General features: G+C 45.7%; 16 protein-coding genes and 1 pseudogene. 6 read left to right on the forward strand and 11 right to left on the reverse strand.

All coding sequences use genetic code 11. The features are described 5' to 3' along the window. Positions 1-26: 26 nt before the first annotated feature. The 4 genes from EBA_RS24780 to EBA_RS22640 all read right to left on the reverse strand — a co-directional run bounded on the left by EBA_RS24780 (position 27) and on the right by EBA_RS22640 (position 3,176). Positions 27-857, reverse strand: a complete 831-nt coding sequence (locus EBA_RS24780) for an N-acetylmuramidase domain-containing protein (protein WP_267874713.1) — start codon at positions 855-857, stop codon at positions 27-29. 211 nt (positions 858-1,068) lie between these two features. Then, on the reverse strand, positions 1,069-1,338 hold the full coding sequence (locus EBA_RS22630; RefSeq protein ID WP_192376842.1) for a hypothetical protein: 270 nt from the start codon (positions 1,336-1,338) through the stop codon (positions 1,069-1,071). Between the two features lie 38 nt (positions 1,339-1,376). Continuing rightward, positions 1,377-1,955 carry a hypothetical protein gene (locus EBA_RS22635; protein WP_192376843.1) on the reverse strand — a complete coding sequence of 193 codons (579 nt, stop codon included), beginning with the start codon at positions 1,953-1,955 and terminating at the stop codon, positions 1,377-1,379. Positions 1,956-2,672: 717 nt separating this feature from the next. Further along, a complete protein-coding gene (locus tag EBA_RS22640) occupies positions 2,673-3,176 on the reverse strand; it encodes a hypothetical protein (RefSeq protein ID WP_192376844.1) in 504 nt (167 codons plus the stop codon). Positions 3,177-4,361: 1,185 nt separating this feature from the next. Here EBA_RS22640 and EBA_RS22645 point away from each other — a divergent pair. The 3 genes and pseudogenes from EBA_RS22645 to EBA_RS22655 all read left to right on the forward strand — a co-directional run. Beyond that, positions 4,362-4,810: pseudogene (locus tag EBA_RS22645) on the forward strand (transposase); the annotation flags it as partial. Positions 4,811-5,034: 224 nt separating this feature from the next. Next, the gene (locus tag EBA_RS22650) at positions 5,035-5,199 is read left to right on the forward strand and encodes a hypothetical protein (protein ID WP_192376847.1); all 165 of its coding nucleotides are present in this window, start codon (positions 5,035-5,037) and stop codon (positions 5,197-5,199) included. 2 nt (positions 5,200-5,201) lie between these two features. Continuing rightward, positions 5,202-5,555, forward strand: coding sequence for a hypothetical protein (locus EBA_RS22655; RefSeq protein WP_192376848.1), 354 nt, complete (start codon positions 5,202-5,204; stop codon positions 5,553-5,555). A 214-nt stretch (positions 5,556-5,769) separates the two neighbouring features. On the opposite strand, the gene EBA_RS22660 is transcribed toward EBA_RS22655, so the two are convergent. After that, positions 5,770-6,072 (reverse strand): hypothetical protein, encoded by a 303-nt coding sequence (locus EBA_RS22660; protein WP_192376849.1) that lies wholly within the window; start codon positions 6,070-6,072, stop codon positions 5,770-5,772. Between the two features lie 214 nt (positions 6,073-6,286). Between EBA_RS22660 and EBA_RS24975 the strand changes: the two genes are divergently transcribed. The 3 genes from EBA_RS24975 (at position 6,287) to EBA_RS24980 (ending at position 7,167) form a co-directional block, all read left to right on the forward strand. Beyond that, complete coding sequence (locus tag EBA_RS24975) at positions 6,287-6,466, forward strand: HGGxSTG domain-containing protein (protein WP_407663604.1); 180 nt, start codon at positions 6,287-6,289, stop codon at positions 6,464-6,466. A 35-nt stretch (positions 6,467-6,501) separates the two neighbouring features. Continuing rightward, a complete protein-coding gene (locus tag EBA_RS22670; RefSeq protein WP_192376851.1) occupies positions 6,502-6,714 on the forward strand; it encodes a hypothetical protein in 213 nt (70 codons plus the stop codon). A gap of 297 nt (positions 6,715-7,011) precedes the next feature. Then, positions 7,012-7,167, forward strand: coding sequence for a DUF6538 domain-containing protein (locus tag EBA_RS24980; protein WP_407663592.1), 156 nt, complete (start codon positions 7,012-7,014; stop codon positions 7,165-7,167). 215 nt (positions 7,168-7,382) lie between these two features. On the opposite strand, the gene EBA_RS22675 is transcribed toward EBA_RS24980, so the two are convergent. From EBA_RS22675 to EBA_RS22700, 6 genes are all read right to left on the reverse strand, one after another. Then, positions 7,383-8,756 (reverse strand): sigma-54-dependent transcriptional regulator, encoded by a 1,374-nt coding sequence (locus EBA_RS22675; protein ID WP_192376852.1) that lies wholly within the window; start codon positions 8,754-8,756, stop codon positions 7,383-7,385. Then, on the reverse strand, positions 8,750-10,534 hold the full coding sequence (locus EBA_RS22680) for a sensor histidine kinase (protein WP_192376853.1): 1,785 nt from the start codon (positions 10,532-10,534) through the stop codon (positions 8,750-8,752). Before EBA_RS22680 ends, EBA_RS22675 begins: the two co-directional genes overlap by 7 nt. Before the next feature lie 75 nt (positions 10,535-10,609). Beyond that, entirely contained in the window at positions 10,610-11,329 is a 720-nt protein-coding gene (locus EBA_RS22685) for a hypothetical protein (protein ID WP_192376854.1), read from the reverse strand. A 93-nt stretch (positions 11,330-11,422) separates the two neighbouring features. After that, positions 11,423-12,814 (reverse strand): cytochrome C, encoded by a 1,392-nt coding sequence (locus EBA_RS22690; RefSeq protein ID WP_225616400.1) that lies wholly within the window; start codon positions 12,812-12,814, stop codon positions 11,423-11,425. Between the two features lie 242 nt (positions 12,815-13,056). After that, positions 13,057-13,464, reverse strand: a complete 408-nt coding sequence (locus tag EBA_RS22695) for a type 2 periplasmic-binding domain-containing protein (RefSeq protein WP_225616401.1) — start codon at positions 13,462-13,464, stop codon at positions 13,057-13,059. A 32-nt stretch (positions 13,465-13,496) separates the two neighbouring features. Next, positions 13,497-14,549 (reverse strand): hypothetical protein, encoded by a 1,053-nt coding sequence (locus EBA_RS22700; protein ID WP_225616402.1) that lies wholly within the window; start codon positions 14,547-14,549, stop codon positions 13,497-13,499. Positions 14,550-14,577 lie beyond the last annotated feature (28 nt).

The following is a 14,577-nucleotide window of genomic DNA, read 5'->3' on the forward strand; positions in this document are numbered from 1 at the left end:
TATCTGAGCATTGGCCCACTCCGACTCTATCGATCATGAAGATTAACTACTATGATTGATCTCAGAATAAATGACCTCATAAAGTTGTTCCAAGCCTTCCTTGCTCTAACGATTTTTGTAATTATCTGAAAGCAATTTTTAACATAAAGTCCACTGTCACAACCACAAATAGTGGACACTTGCAAAAACAATATTTTAAGTACAAATTTGTAAGTTGTTAAATTTAGGCTAACCTCCAGCACTTGCATTACCAGGCTTGAACGCCCCTCAAGCAAGTTATCTTCAGCAATTCGGTCTAACTGGCCTGTCTGAGGTAATTTAGATTTTTCCTGAAATTGATAAATTGCCGTACTCGTTCGACGTCTTCGTAAACCATCAATTTTACCTAGGTCAAACCCTAAATAAAGCAATGCTACTTGCGCAGTTCGTAAACGCAAATCTGGCAGGGTTACTTTGAATTGCGCATATGACGACACCAAACGTGAATCATAGTCATTATCTTTGAAATTAGCGCCATTATATACACGAGCAAACGTTTCCCAGTTTTTATTTTGTAATGCGCCATCAAGATGATTTGATTTTATGAAGTTAGCCATAGTCAGTAGTTGTGAGTCTTCATCATTAACCATGGTGGTGACCGTAGCCTCAACTTCATCGAATCCACCCGATTTGTAATTGGTCCCCATTACTTGACCGATGCCCCAGGAAGCGCTTTTAAGAGCAGATTGCCTATCCAATGCCAATGCGTCGCCTAGCCGGGCATATTCTCTTGCCCCACCTAAATAACCTCTGGTATTAGCATGGCTTATGTTAGAGTATGTGTTGTCATATTTGCCATTGGTTAATTTATGAAAAATATGGCGCTAAAAAAGGATCTGAGGGCGTCTATCACTTAGAAACCCAAATTCCGACGTCTCGACATTAATAATGGACCAAACTTCCGCCTCGGAAACAGCAAGCAAAGAACAAACTTGGTTAATGCCTTCACGACTTAAAGTGAGTCCTTGCTTCTGTAAATTCATTTCGAGATCCTCATAATAATCCTAAGAATGCATTTATACAGTCAAACTATAATCCTGTAGCAAAATGTTTGGCGACTTTTATCACAGCACCACCAATATCACTAATTTTGGCAACAAGTTCTGCCTTTTTCGTATTGTCATCTGCGGCGGAGTTCACTATTTTCAAGAGAGCAATAATTTCGTCTTTATCACTTTGCTCCGGAAAAAGTTTTGCAAGCTGATCACTGGTAAGATTCGAATATGACGATAATGCATCTGCAAACTCTTCTGATGTTTTATTTTGCGCTATTTTTGAGATTGCATCTTGTTTTGGCATAACACTTCTCCTGACTTTATAATTTAAACATTGGTACACTATTTAAATAGCTTGGCTTTGATTCCGTTTATTACGTTATCAACCTCGCCTTTTATACTATCTATTGATAATCCGGGGATGGCGCCATCTAGAATATTATTTATTGCCTTTTTATCCGCATCATTAAGATCATTGACACTTTTTAACCATGTGTCGATTGCCTGATGAGATGTAATTAATTTTGAATATTCATCATCAATTGAGGTCAATAGTTTATTACGTAGTGTATACAGAGGCTGAATTTCGCTTTGATACACTGCAATTGAACTTTCATAAAAGGAGGGAAAGTTTTGTTCATAATCATATTTTTTTCCATTTTGATTTTCCCATGCCTCTTTATAGTTTTCTAAGTATCGAGGTGCGTATTGTTTGAAATAAAATCCTTCAAATTCACTAATTCTTGAATCGAAATAGGCAGTCACAATATTTTTATGACTAGCTTCTAAGGTTTTTATCATGCTGAGTTCTTTCTGATGTAGCTGTGCGACCTCCACAGGCACTGACGCGCATCCTGCTAGCGTAGCTAAAAAGAATGCAAATACAATTTTAGATATAAACATATTATACATTTGTTGCATACACCCTCCAGGAGCGGAAAAATTAACATGAAATTCTGCTATAAATCGCATTTTTAATTATTAAATATTGCACTATAAGTTAAGTTATTGCCATTAAATTTAGAAAATAACTTTATTCATTCTGAACAGGAACTGCTGAATCAGCACAGCTGTCTTTACAGCTAAGCATGTTAGCCGTTCGCAGGTAACGAACTATGACAGTTAGCGAATGAACGACAAGCATTAAATCAGATGGTCTCACCTCCCGTTGGCAAAATTGAGGATTGTCTCCGGCAGTCATTCCCGCCAGTATTGCAATCTGGATAAATCCAAACTCATAACCTTCGGATTTCCATTTCCCGTTCATCCAATCAGCAACTCCTGCCTAACGGGTTATTAGATAGGTTCTGGATATCATTCAAACTGATCCGTAAGCTAATTTGGAGGTTGCCATGTTAACCATTCACACATCTACCAGTCAGTCATTTGAAGCGCTGCTCGATCAGCGATAGATCCCAGATTAACTGCGCTGAGATTTTCATAAGTAGTTTCGGTTTTATCTGGATTTCTGAAACCAGTATGAAACGAACCCGAAACTCACCGCAAATTTTGCCGAATTTGACGAAATGCGGCAAAGTAATGGCCAATAGAACGATTAAGGAAGCGAACAGTCCGTTGGATTTTTTAGCAATTTCATCGGCGGAAAACTGCGTAATAACTTGGGTTTCGTTGACCGATTTATCTTGAAGGCCATATACCTAAGTGCAACCAATCACCTTCGTCCACAATTTCAGGTTTACGGTTAATCGCAGTGACAGCGGTTTCGCAAGCAGTATGGAGACTATTAAGAAACCCGGGAATTTCAGCTTTCATTCTGGCAATGCCAAGAAATTCTCCGTTACCGTTGTCTGTATAAACACCTTTAAAGTCCATGGCTTCTCCATAAGCATGATTGCTCCATCGAATGGGGATGATTGGAGTTCCATCCTTGTGTCTAGCCTGGCGGGGGTTGTAAACCCCAATATGTACAAGACCGTAATTATTATCCTGAAATAGCTTCTCACATTCCGTCAGTACGGTTTCAGCAAACGCTTTTCCGCAAAACACACTGTGTTGCCAGGGAATTGGCCCACGCTCAGTGGCATAAAACAAGGGAATGTCAAGTTTTGCCAATACCGGGGTATCGACTTGCGGTTTGTTAGAGGGCCCATCATGGGATTGATCGGTGGCTTGAATTTGCATAGTGTGCCTTTTATAGTTGGTGTATCGACGATAATCTAGTGATTTCAGTCCAATGCGATTTAACTAACCTGCTTTAAGACTCTTAAGTTATGGAAGTAAATTCATCAGTGCACGCTCACCAAAAAGAAAACCAAGCACTAATAGGTCTATCACCCAAATAAGCGAAAAGGAGGTCACCACCTATCGTTGAGGCAGTATTCATCATCCCGATGCCACTTTGTGTTGCTTGCGCAACAATATCCCAATGTTTAGGGAAGACATTAAAGTCATTAACTAGAACACCGTATCCCCAGACCAATCTCTGGGACCCTCGCGGGCCTAACAAAAGCCGTTTGAAAGGGCCAGCGTTTTTTAGTCAGTTTCCGTATTTTCCAGTTCTTATATTTTCTCGATGATGTCGTCCTCACTGCTTTTTGACACCTCAAGCAATTGCCTCTCAAACTCTGAACAGATTTTATTGAAACTTAGAATATTGTTAGCTTTATCAACATCGGCCAACGTGGTTGGCAGCGCGGGTGAAAATAAACTTTCTTACTTTAAAAGCCCGTTTTTAGATTTGAATTATTCTAAAATGTCTTCGTAAAAGCTCACTGGAAGGTTCTCCTATCCTAGCTGGATATACCTAAGCCCGTATTTATTCTTACGCTAACTACAATGATTTTTGTATATAACGCTGCTCACCCCAACGCTTCAAATCAATTCATTTTGAAAGTCCATGCCAGTTTCTATCATTTAGTTTGAAGAAACAATAATCAACTAATTCTGATAAATCAATGACTCATTTGTACCAGTACAAATGTACTAAGTCGGTTGCATGGTCGATAGACAGGCCACCGCCAAACTGATGATTTAAGCTACGCCTGCTTTTGGCTCGACATTAGCCATCGGCTGGATCATTTCGTCTGGCGGCTATTAGCCGTTTGGTTGAAATCGCCAAAGGCAGCTTTCTGGGCATCCAGTTCGCAGAATGCAGATTGGTTGACTGGACGCTTTGGAGAAGTGCGACCGTCAAGTTTGGGTCGATTGTGACAATTCACCACTTCCAAAAGACGTTATGTAACAATGGCTTAATCATATCGGAATCCGATGGCCAGGTTTAAATCGTAACTTTTGGCGGTTTTCAATCGGAATGGCTGGCTGATTTTTGTCGGAATACTCAGCGTAAAGTTCACTTGGGCATTTCTGGCGATTGAGGTGACATCCAATCGGGTGACCGATGCTCAGGTTTTGCCGGATTTGCTAAATCAGATACCCCGCGACAACCGGATTGATTCGGTCAGTGCCCACAGGGCTTATGATGCCAAGCAAAGTAAGAGCGCGATTGCCGAGCGAGATGCCGAGACCATAATTCCAGTGCTCAAAGACAGCAAACCCCTGAAAGAAAACACCCTAGGTGCCATTACCAGGAATGAAACACTGCGTACGACCGATAGGCTAGGCAGAGGCATCTGTAGAAAATGGAGTGGCTATCATCGCCGAAGTCTGGTGAAACCAAAATGCGTTGTTTCAAACTTTTAGGCGAACGGGTCAACGCTAGAATCTTTAACAGCCAAGTGGCCGGCCTGCAAATCAGAGCGGCATTGCTAAATCGATTTACCCAGTTGGGTGCCCGGGTCACGGTGGCTATACCCTAAATCAGTCCTGCGGATTGGGATAAGGGGAAATTTGCCTAATCTAGGATCATGCACTGTAGCCTATCAGAATTCTAAATTAATGAAATGAAGGTGTCAGTTCTAATGGAATAACATAAGGGTGCCAAGGCAGCCAGAACGCCGAACGCTATTTCTCAATCATCACGAACGCCGTTTATAAAGCCCTGGTCATCATCGAACCGCAGGCGACCGAAATCAGGGAGCTAATGACAGCGGTACAGCTTAAAACCCTGGAGCTGGCCGAACTGACAGCAGCCCAAGCGTTGACCCAGGGCATGGAAAGCCAGCAGTCTTACAAAGCCATTTACCAAGCCGTGAAAGTGGCCCTAGATGGCGTTGTCGGTGCTAGGGTTAAGATTCTGGGCAGTTAGGCATGGCGGCGAAGCTCAAGAAAAAAGCTTATATCGCCCAGGACGTCGACATGATCCGCTCTGCCGCTTATCTGGATTTAAGCGGCAATGCGGTTAAATTGCTGATCCTGATGCAAACTCACTGGCGTATGTACGAACCTATTGCTTACAGTATTTCCGAAGCACAAAAGCGCATCGGCTGTTGCCGGGGCAAGGCGCACGAAGCCTTTAGAGAATTGGAAAGCCACGGGTTTATAAAACTCATGCTGGAAGGCCATTTCAGCAAACAATTAGCTAGAAAATGGCGGCTGACTTTCCGAGAGTTTAACGACCACAAGCCAAGCGATGAATGGCGGAACTGGCAGCCTGAAAATTGATTTGCTTGTTCATTATATGAACGCTTCGTGCCGTATGCTGAACAAGTCGTGCCGTATAGTGAACAGGTGTTCATAATATGAACGCAAAACACCAAGAATCAATGACTTAGCTTGTCGTAAAATAGCCTTGGGTGTTCACTATGCGGGATGTACCTATTATTTACCATATGCCTAGCGTGAAAATGCAAATAATTGGGGAAGAACCGTTGTCGGGCTATCTCCAACCACTTCCACCGTTCGGCGTGTTGTCATAGGCGTTTGATTGACCATCATTGTCGTTGTCGTACATGTTGTAACCGGCATTTCCGCGATTTGTGGCAGGATTGCTGCTGAACTCGTCTCGCTGCGAACCACCAAAGGTTTGCGAACCGTAGTTGTTACTACGATATTGATCAGGGCTACTGCGTAAATGCGGTGCTACATATGTGCCGTCTTTACGGACATACCCATTTACGAATTTATCCGCAAAAGCGGTACTAGCCGTCAGGGCGGTAAGGAGCAAAATCAGTTTTTTCATTGTTGTTCTCCGTTTGTTTCAAATGTTCCCAGAGTTTCTCAGCTTCTACCTTTTTCGACTTTCAGTATATACCAAGGTTATGAGTACAACTGAACAACGAAAGCGACTTAAAGAATTCAATCGGCAGCATGACGCTGTTTTCGCTGAGTGGCGAGAACGGGGCTATCAATATCCACCACCAATTCGCGAACCATTCCCCGATGATTTGCGGGACATGACTTGCGGAGCCAAAACCCGAGCCGGGACAGCTTGCAAACAGAAAGCGATTTATAGGAATGGCCGCTGTAAATGGCATGGCGGATGCAGCACCGGCCCCAAGACCGAAGCCGGCAAACAGCGAGCGGCGTTGAACGGAAACCGACCGAAGCAAAAGCGAAGTCATGCCGGTAGATAAAACTCTAGTTCCAAAGGTACGGAGGAATAACGATTATGGCCGCATCCAGTTTTAAATCATCCGCCGAATATCAACGGGAAAGGCGAGAGCTAAACAGGCGGCGCGGTGTGCGTCGATTGGATATTGAAATTAATCCCAAGCTAATGGCAAGGCTACAGCGTGAACTTGCCGAATACGGTGCATACACTCACCCAGGCGCGGCGTTGGTGGATTGGTTAAATGATGTATTGGAAGATTTACCGGAATAAAGTACAGCAAAGTAGAGTTTGTTGAACGAACCAGTCAGTTACCTAAACGCCTGTAAAATCAAGAAAATAGGCCATGTGATAATGTAGCAACCCTAAAGAATCAAAATCCCACCATTTTTGCAAAATGACGGAGCAACATTGTTCAGGCGGGGGTAACTTTAGGGGTAACTGTGATTTACAAATACGCTTAACCCTTGATAATAAAGGCCTACAGATAATTGTTCGATTGTCTATTTCGCAAAGCACCCTTTGACAGCGGTTTTTGTTACAAAAAACTGTTAAAAGAAGGGTCTGCTTTTGGCACGTGTTCGTTATCTTCTTCGTAGAAATAACATCTACTACTTTCGCTTCATCATCCCTACCGAGTACCAAAGTTCTCTTAGCTTTAGTCGTGTCACGGTCAGTCTAAAAACCGAAGCCAAAGAACAAACAGAAGCATTCATTGAACTATAGAAAGTGGATCTGCTAAATCTTCCATTACCCAACCCTCGCCAGCAAAACCAAGCACCTAAGCCATCAGTGGTGGTAGTAGACTTTTTGAACCGTTACGATCAAAGAAACAAAGCGACACTGATCAAGCTCAAATCCACCCTTCCAATTTTTATTGAACTTTTGAAATAATACGTCCAATTCACCGCTTTTGTGGCATACGAAATCAGCCACGTCTATCAAATGCCGTATTTTTTCAGCTTATACCAAAGCGTGCGTTCGCTGATTTTGAGCAACCTCGCCGCTTTGGCTTTATTGCCAGTAGCCAGGGATAGAGCCTGCGCTAATAAGCTGATTTCCAGTCTTTCGACGTTAAACTCCATTTCCAGGTTGCCTTCGTTTGTTGGTTGCAGATTCTCGTCTGGGATTTCCTGAGTGGACCGATTCAAGATTTCCCGCGGAAAATGGCACAATGCTATGGTTTGTCCCTGACTCAAGACCAAAGCCCGCTCTATCATGTTTTCCAACTCGCGCACATTGCCGGGCCAATCATAATTTAACAAGGCCTCGCAAACATCGGCGGACAATGGCGTCGACGCCCCATATTGTACGGATGAACGGTATTTCTCAATAAAGTGCACTGCCAATAGCGGGATATCCTCTAATCGTTCCCGCAAGGCCGGCAAGGCAATGGTCAACACATTCAAGCGGTAGTACAAATCTTCCCGCAACAGTCCCTGTTTGACCGCCTCCAACGGATTGCGATTGGTGGCGGCAATTACCCGCAAATCGATTTCAATGCTGCGATTACTGCCCAAGCGGTCGACCCGGCTTTCCTGCAAAACCCGCAACAATTTTGCCTGGGTGGCGGGCGGCATTTCAGTAATTTCATCGAGAAAAAGCGTACCGCCGTCAGCAAGCTCGAACTTACCGACCCGGTCTTTAACCGCGCCGGTAAACGCGCCACGCACATAACCGAACAGTTCACTCTCCAAAATGTCTGCCGGTATAGCCGCGCAATTAATGGGGACGAATAAGCCTTCCCGGCCTGAACTGGCATGTACCGCACGGGCCACCAATTCCTTGCCGGTACCCGTTTCCCCGTAAACAAAGATACTGGCCTTACTGGGTCCGGCTTGACGGATCAGTTCATACACTTGGTGCATGCTTTGGCTTTGACCAATGAATTCATCCCATCCCTTAGCGGATTCATCCCGTAAAAACTGATTTTCACGTTGTATGCGATTAACCTCGAGCGCCCGTCTTACCACCAATTCGACTTGCTCGACATCCAGTGGCCGTATGATGAAATCAAAAGCGCCCTGCTTCATGGCTGCCACGGCAGTTTCCACCGTGCCGTATGCCGTGACAACAATCACCGGAAACGTATGACCTTCATCACGAAGCATAGCCATTAGTTCCAGGCCATTCATGCCAGGCATATTCAGATCGGTAATCAGCAAATCGACGTCTGTTTCCCGTAATAAGCTCAAAGCGGCTTGGGCATGTTCAGCGCTCAGCACATCACATTTAAGTTTTTTCAGTAAAACTTCCAAAACCCGCCGGGCATTGGCTTCATCATCAACAATTAATACGCGTGAACCGCTTAGCATAGATTTTTTGTTTGGCGTTTTGGCAAAAGAATAGTGAAACAGGCACCGCCTAATTCGCTAAGCCCGGCTTTTATGCTACCGCCATGGGCAAGAATAATTTGCTGCGTGACTGTCAGGCCAAGCCCGATTCCGGTATCGCGGGTAGTGAAAAACGGATCGAAGAGGCGCTGGCGCGATTCGGGCGTAATGCCCGGACCATCGTCTTCAACTTTTATCTGCACGCGGTTGACATCGCTAGCAATGATTTGCACGCGTATATGGCCGGCCACGGGCAACATTTGAATGGCGTTTAACATCAAGTTCAAAAACACTTGTACCAATAATTCTTCGTCGGCCTCTATCATGGTTAGCGGTTGCGGCTTAACGACTTTGATCACAATCGACTTGTTTTCCGCTTGTTTACTCAGCAATTCAACGGCTCGCTCAATGACCAATTCAACCGCCAAGCCTCGCATATGGGGCGGCCTTGGGCGGGCACAATCCAGTAAGGTTGAAATCAGCCGATTCAAGCGGGCGCTTTCTTCTACGATAATTCGGCTCATGTCGCGTCCGTCCTCCGTTAACGCGGTTTCGGCCTGAAGAATCTGCGCGCTGGTTTGCAAGATGCTGAGCGGTGTTCTAACTTCATGCGCCATGATCGCAGCCATTTCGCCGACTACCGCCAATTTAGCGGCGTGAATGACTTGTTGCCGCGACTGCTCCAAGTCCTCGCTCAATTGAGCAAAAGCCTGACTTAACTCCTGAACTTCATTAATGTCGGCCGTACCTGACTTAAAGGATACGGGTAGTATCTGAAAATTTCTGACCCAGGAGGTTAAGTCCAATATGGGGCTAGCGATACGTCGAGCCAACCAATGCGCTATTGCGGCAGCTATCAAGCTACTAATCAAAAACACACAGCCGAACCACCACCACAGGCGCCAGATCGACTGAAAAGCCTGTTCGGTGGACTGCATTATCAACAATGACCAGCCTAGATTGGCATAAGCCTGATAGCCTTGGGAATGGGCATAGCCAACCAAAACCGGTGCCTGGCTCAAGGGCTCACCCTGATGAATCTTTGATCCGTGTCCTTTACTGTCTCCCCAGCCGGCGAAGGTTTGGCTGAGCAGCATTTGTCGCGAGCGTATTTCTGCTGAGCCGGCGATTGCTCTGCCGTTCGCATCCAACAACACGATATACCGCTGTCCTGACTCGACACGACTTGCACGGTCGAATAATTCCATGATGTGTTTGAAATCGAAAATTCCATATAACTGGCCGTGCTCGCCAGCAGAGTATTTATCCGGCACTGAGGCACGCATGATCAATTGGGCGTGATCATAAGGCGGTTCTAGCTGTGGCGCTTCCAATACTATTTGTCCATGTGGCAGGTTAGCCTGGATCCAGTCGGCTTGTGGACGAAAATACGAGCCTATCGCATCGCTATTGGACGCGGCGACGATTTTGTTGGCGTCATCCAAATAAAACAAACCTAGGTAAACACCAGGATAACTTTGCTCCATATTTTCCAGAAACTGCGCCAGCCGTTTGTCGATGTCGCCAATACGGCCTTCCTGAAGAATATCCAACTGACTCCAGGAATGGACGTTTTGCAAGCGTTCGAACATCAACATATCAATCTGCTGCATCAGCATGGCAGCATCGTTTTCCAGGCTATTGGCTATCTCGTGTCGCAGCATGACTCGGGAAGCATAAAACGACAGGGCCGCAATAGGCGCGCTTCCCAGAAATAACAAGGCCAGAAAAGACAATAAAAAAATCCGCTGAATTCGCATGCCCCATTATAAGGACAGCAACCAGCGGTTGCTTACCTAGATTCAGCATGACAGACAGCCGACAACGAAAGTTGTCTAGCGTTTGTAAAACCACATCTGATAGATACTGAGCAGGATTTGCACGCCCATGGAAATACCCATCAGCGCGCCGCTAAGAACCACGACGTAAGCGAACTGTGAGATATTTTTAGTGATGAACCAAGACATCACGTCCAACAGCATAGCGGCAAAGGGGATGACTACCGCAATGCGCTTGACGTAGATATTGATCTCACACAACAAAAATATTCGGCCGATGAAGAATAAAATGAAAGCAATACCAAACAAATGAATATGCGACACCCTGACTAGCGCCGGTAACGAGGCGCCGCCGCTATGCGCGACTTCCGACACACCGGCGTAATTGCTGAGATCCGGTAATGCCGGATTAATGCTGGGCGTGTGGCAAAGTATGCAGTCCCTATTCAGAATAGGCGCAATGGTTTGCCGATAGCCGTTTTCTTCGGCACCGTCGTGTATCCATTTTAAAATGACGTCCTTGTCGCCCTTATATTTGAGGTTGGGCTCCATAATGCCGGTAATGGCGGTGGCCAAGCGTGTCTGGGTATTGGAGCCGTGGTACATGATGACGATGTCGTTCATAGACAATCCCGGCTTACCGTCTCGACCCTGGTGAGTGTAATACATGTTGATCAAGGCCATGATATAGGCCAAGCCGATGGTTAACAGAAAAACGGTGTTTAATATTCGCTCGCTAACCGATATATCTTTAAATCGAGTGTATTGTTTAGTCATAAATTACTGTGCCGCTCGATGTAATCTCGAAATCCAAAAAATGCCGGTACAACAGTACCGGCAATAGAACGACAATTCTTAACCCTCTTAAGGCTAAAAACTCAACCAGGTATTGAAATACAGCGTGTTATTGTCGCTAGCACTTGTATTGGGGCCAGCATAGTTTTTATCCGCGCCATCGAGCTTGGTATAGGCCACGTACTGCGCCGCGAAACGCAGATTCAAATAGGATGCGGCGCCGGTGGAAGCGGTTTTACCAAAAGGCACGTAATCCAACTCGAAGGTAAAAAACTCCGAGTTCGGCTTATTCGGCACGTTGCTATACAAGCCCAAATCCTTGTTGCCGTAGATGTGATTAAAACCGACGCTGGCGCTATAAGTCTGGTCGAAGGTATACGAACCGTTCAACCCCAAAAATCCCAATTGCTGATTAAAGCTACTGGCACCGGATGGATTCTCGGGATCAAAGTTGGCGTTATAACTAGCACCCAACTCCTGCTGTTCCCTAATATAGCTGGCCTTGAATTCGTAGATATGTTTTGGATTGGCCAGATATTGATAATTAAAGTCCAACCCCAAATCGGTATAACGATCAGTCAAGGCAACGGTCGGATCAGGCAACACATTAGCTCGAAAGCCAAAATGCCCCAGCGACACATAGTGGCCTTGCCATTCTTTTTGTAAGGCTATCCGCCAATACGGTGCGCCGCCATCCAGTTTGCTGATGTCCCGGTAACCCATACCTTTTTGCAAGCTACGAGAAAAGTTGGTGTAGGCGCCGGCTTCCACGAAAAGAATATCATTGACCATGGTATAAAGCGTCGCGCCGCCCAATTTCGTGTCAAAGCTGCTTATCGCCGGTCCGGCACTGGGACCGTTGGCCAGCGGCGAGCCGACATAGGGAAATCCCCAGGCGGGCGTGGTGTTCCACAAATCCTGCACGGATGGATTATTGTTGAACGATAACCCATACACAAAATTTTGGCCTAACAAATCGGCTTGGTCGGAAATACGAATATCAGTATTGTCCAGGGCGAATGCGCTCCCCACGCCATCGTAAGTAAATTGTATGAACGCTCCCAATTGCTTGAATACGCGGCCGCCAAAGAATGCCGAAGCCTGGTCCATCGCCAAATTATTGTTGGCGTTATATTGCCGATTCGCCAATGCTTGATCTTCCGGATTAGCCAAATCGGGATTATCTTTTTTGGTGTTGGTGAAAGAACCCATGGCCATGCCGCCCAGACGACTCAACAAGGATTCGTTATTACCCCAGGTATAGCCATTGAGCTTGAATTGACGGCCATAAGAGGTAAGATTGGGGCCGAACGCTTGTGTATGGCACATGGCGCATGCCATGCCGGTTTGGCGGGCAAAACTCGGTAGCGCGTTGGCCGATCCCGATAGCCCTAACCAAAATATCGCCACGCAGATCCACATCCCGCAACGGCCTACATTGGCCGGTCTTAACATCCGCTTTTCCATGTACTGCAACCTTTTTACTATGCCTAATTGAAAGCTGCATCCGAGTGTGAAACATTTAACTCATTATGCATCCTCAATATCGATTCAATTACCATGCCATAGTAATGACAAACCAATACCAGCAAGCACTTATAGTTGTGTCGGTGCAATGCGCTTTCAATTCTGCCGACACATCGCGCAAGAAAGGTCTGCAAATTTGGTATGGTTCAGGGCGATCCCTGCAATTTTGGTATGACTGCCGCCTAGCGGCCCCCCATAGGCAAGTTCAGTATGATTTTGACACGACCATCGACATGATCGTGTTGAACATAACCAATCGCGCCGGGGGTAGAACTGATAAAACGCAATACAGCCTCTTCTGAAGGCATCACCGGTGGCGGCGTAATGCCATGAAAGTATTGACCATTCCAGTAATCCTCCTGATCCTCCGGCAGCATCGAAAATAAGGCCACAGAAAAATCGTGTCTTAGCGGATGTGTAATAGGCAAATTGATAGGAATCCAGTGATTACCTTGGGCATCGATTTGAATCTTGCGTAAATAAATGAGCTTCAAGGTCTCAAATGTCAGCTTAGGTAACGGACTATTAGCTGCTGTCACAATAGCAATCGGCTCAGCGAGAATTTGCTGACCAAAACCAAACAACAGCATAAAACCTATCGTGCAAAAGGTTTTGTACCCCATCAAAATAGAACCGCAAATGAAGCAGCCAAACCATCGGGCGCTAATCTGTCATTGTTAGCGCCGATACGATATTCCAGCTTCCAGACAATAGGCGGACTAGGCCGATAGGCCAAGCCCATAACACCAACATGACCGGTGTTATCGACAGTTTGCTGGAAAGCTTCGTAGCGACCGACTAGAAACCAATGCCGGTTCAGTGGCGCTACGCCTTGCAAGTATCCTTGCCATAAGCTTTTGTCGTTCGGGAGATTACCATGGCTACGATAAACGATTTCACTGCGAATTTCGTATTTCTTGTATTGCCACAATCCATCAATACCTACCAATGAATAGCGGTCGGATTGGGTGTTTATCAGCAGAAAATTGGTAAACGAGATACCGAATTGTAACTGGTCATTCCATTGGTATCTTAGATGGGCACCAAACGCATCTTTAAAAGGGTTATCCGACAAATGCGGATCGACTGTTTCGGTAACATCGCCGTAGACGGCGTATTCGAGTTGCCGGTCGGCGAACGGCAAGGCACCGTGCAGCATCAGGCCCGACACATGCGTGGAAAATAAATTGTCAGTGGCAACAGGACGATAGGTGGTCCAGACCAATGGCGCAGCATGCAGCACGTTCCATTGACCAATAGGCGTAAGAAATTTGCCGACCCGTACCGTCAGTTTATCGTTGACCAAACCATCGAAATAAAAGCGTTCCGACTCAAAATGTGTCTGATGAGTACTCAATGCTTGGCTCTGGCCGGCGGTCAATACATCCGCTAATTCCAGCTCGGAAAAGAAACGCAACCATGAGCTTTTATCCCAACTAACAAACAGGCTTAAGTCATTTACCTGGAACTGCCACGGATTTGTCCCAGCGGCCATCACTTCGGCATTCACATAACCACCCAAGCGGAAGCCACTATCGCTTAACGCATAACCACTGCCTAACCGATAAGGCGGCGAAAATTCATCATCACACTTGGCTGGATTGGCTGGCTGAAAAAGCCATATAGTTAGGGTAACCAGAAGCCGTAAATGCCATGCCTTCAAACCAATGAACATCTATGACCTAATTTGTGGCGAGAGCCTT

The organism is Methylomonas albis, from assembly GCF_014850955.1.
In the GTDB taxonomy this organism is placed as follows: Bacteria; Pseudomonadota; Gammaproteobacteria; order Methylococcales; family Methylomonadaceae; genus Methylomonas; species Methylomonas albis.

What these genes read in the sequence shown, in the direction of transcription:
- EBA_RS22670 (WP_192376851.1), top strand. Translation starts at nt 6,502, where the DNA reads ATGGCCGCATCCAGTTTTAAATCATCCGCCGAATATCAACGGGAAAGG.
- EBA_RS22650 (WP_192376847.1), top strand. Translation starts at nt 5,035, where the DNA reads ATGACAGCGGTACAGCTTAAAACCCTGGAGCTGGCCGAACTGACAGCA.
- EBA_RS22655 (WP_192376848.1), top strand. Translation starts at nt 5,202, where the DNA reads ATGGCGGCGAAGCTCAAGAAAAAAGCTTATATCGCCCAGGACGTCGAC.
- EBA_RS22635 (WP_192376843.1), bottom strand. Translation starts at nt 1,955, where the DNA reads ATGCAACAAATGTATAATATGTTTATATCTAAAATTGTATTTGCATTC.
- EBA_RS22675 (WP_192376852.1), bottom strand. Translation starts at nt 8,756, where the DNA reads ATGCTAAGCGGTTCACGCGTATTAATTGTTGATGATGAAGCCAATGCC.
- EBA_RS24975 (WP_407663604.1), top strand. Translation starts at nt 6,287, where the DNA reads ATGACTTGCGGAGCCAAAACCCGAGCCGGGACAGCTTGCAAACAGAAA.
- EBA_RS22630 (WP_192376842.1), bottom strand. Translation starts at nt 1,338, where the DNA reads ATGCCAAAACAAGATGCAATCTCAAAAATAGCGCAAAATAAAACATCA.
- EBA_RS22690 (WP_225616400.1), bottom strand. Translation starts at nt 12,814, where the DNA reads ATGGAAAAGCGGATGTTAAGACCGGCCAATGTAGGCCGTTGCGGGATG.
- EBA_RS22660 (WP_192376849.1), bottom strand. Translation starts at nt 6,072, where the DNA reads ATGAAAAAACTGATTTTGCTCCTTACCGCCCTGACGGCTAGTACCGCT.
- EBA_RS22640 (WP_192376844.1), bottom strand. Translation starts at nt 3,176, where the DNA reads ATGCAAATTCAAGCCACCGATCAATCCCATGATGGGCCCTCTAACAAA.
- EBA_RS22680 (WP_192376853.1), bottom strand. Translation starts at nt 10,534, where the DNA reads ATGCGAATTCAGCGGATTTTTTTATTGTCTTTTCTGGCCTTGTTATTT.
- EBA_RS22695 (WP_225616401.1), bottom strand. Translation starts at nt 13,464, where the DNA reads ATGCTGTTGTTTGGTTTTGGTCAGCAAATTCTCGCTGAGCCGATTGCT.
- EBA_RS22685 (WP_192376854.1), bottom strand. Translation starts at nt 11,329, where the DNA reads ATGACTAAACAATACACTCGATTTAAAGATATATCGGTTAGCGAGCGA.
- EBA_RS22700 (WP_225616402.1), bottom strand. Translation starts at nt 14,549, where the DNA reads ATGTTCATTGGTTTGAAGGCATGGCATTTACGGCTTCTGGTTACCCTA.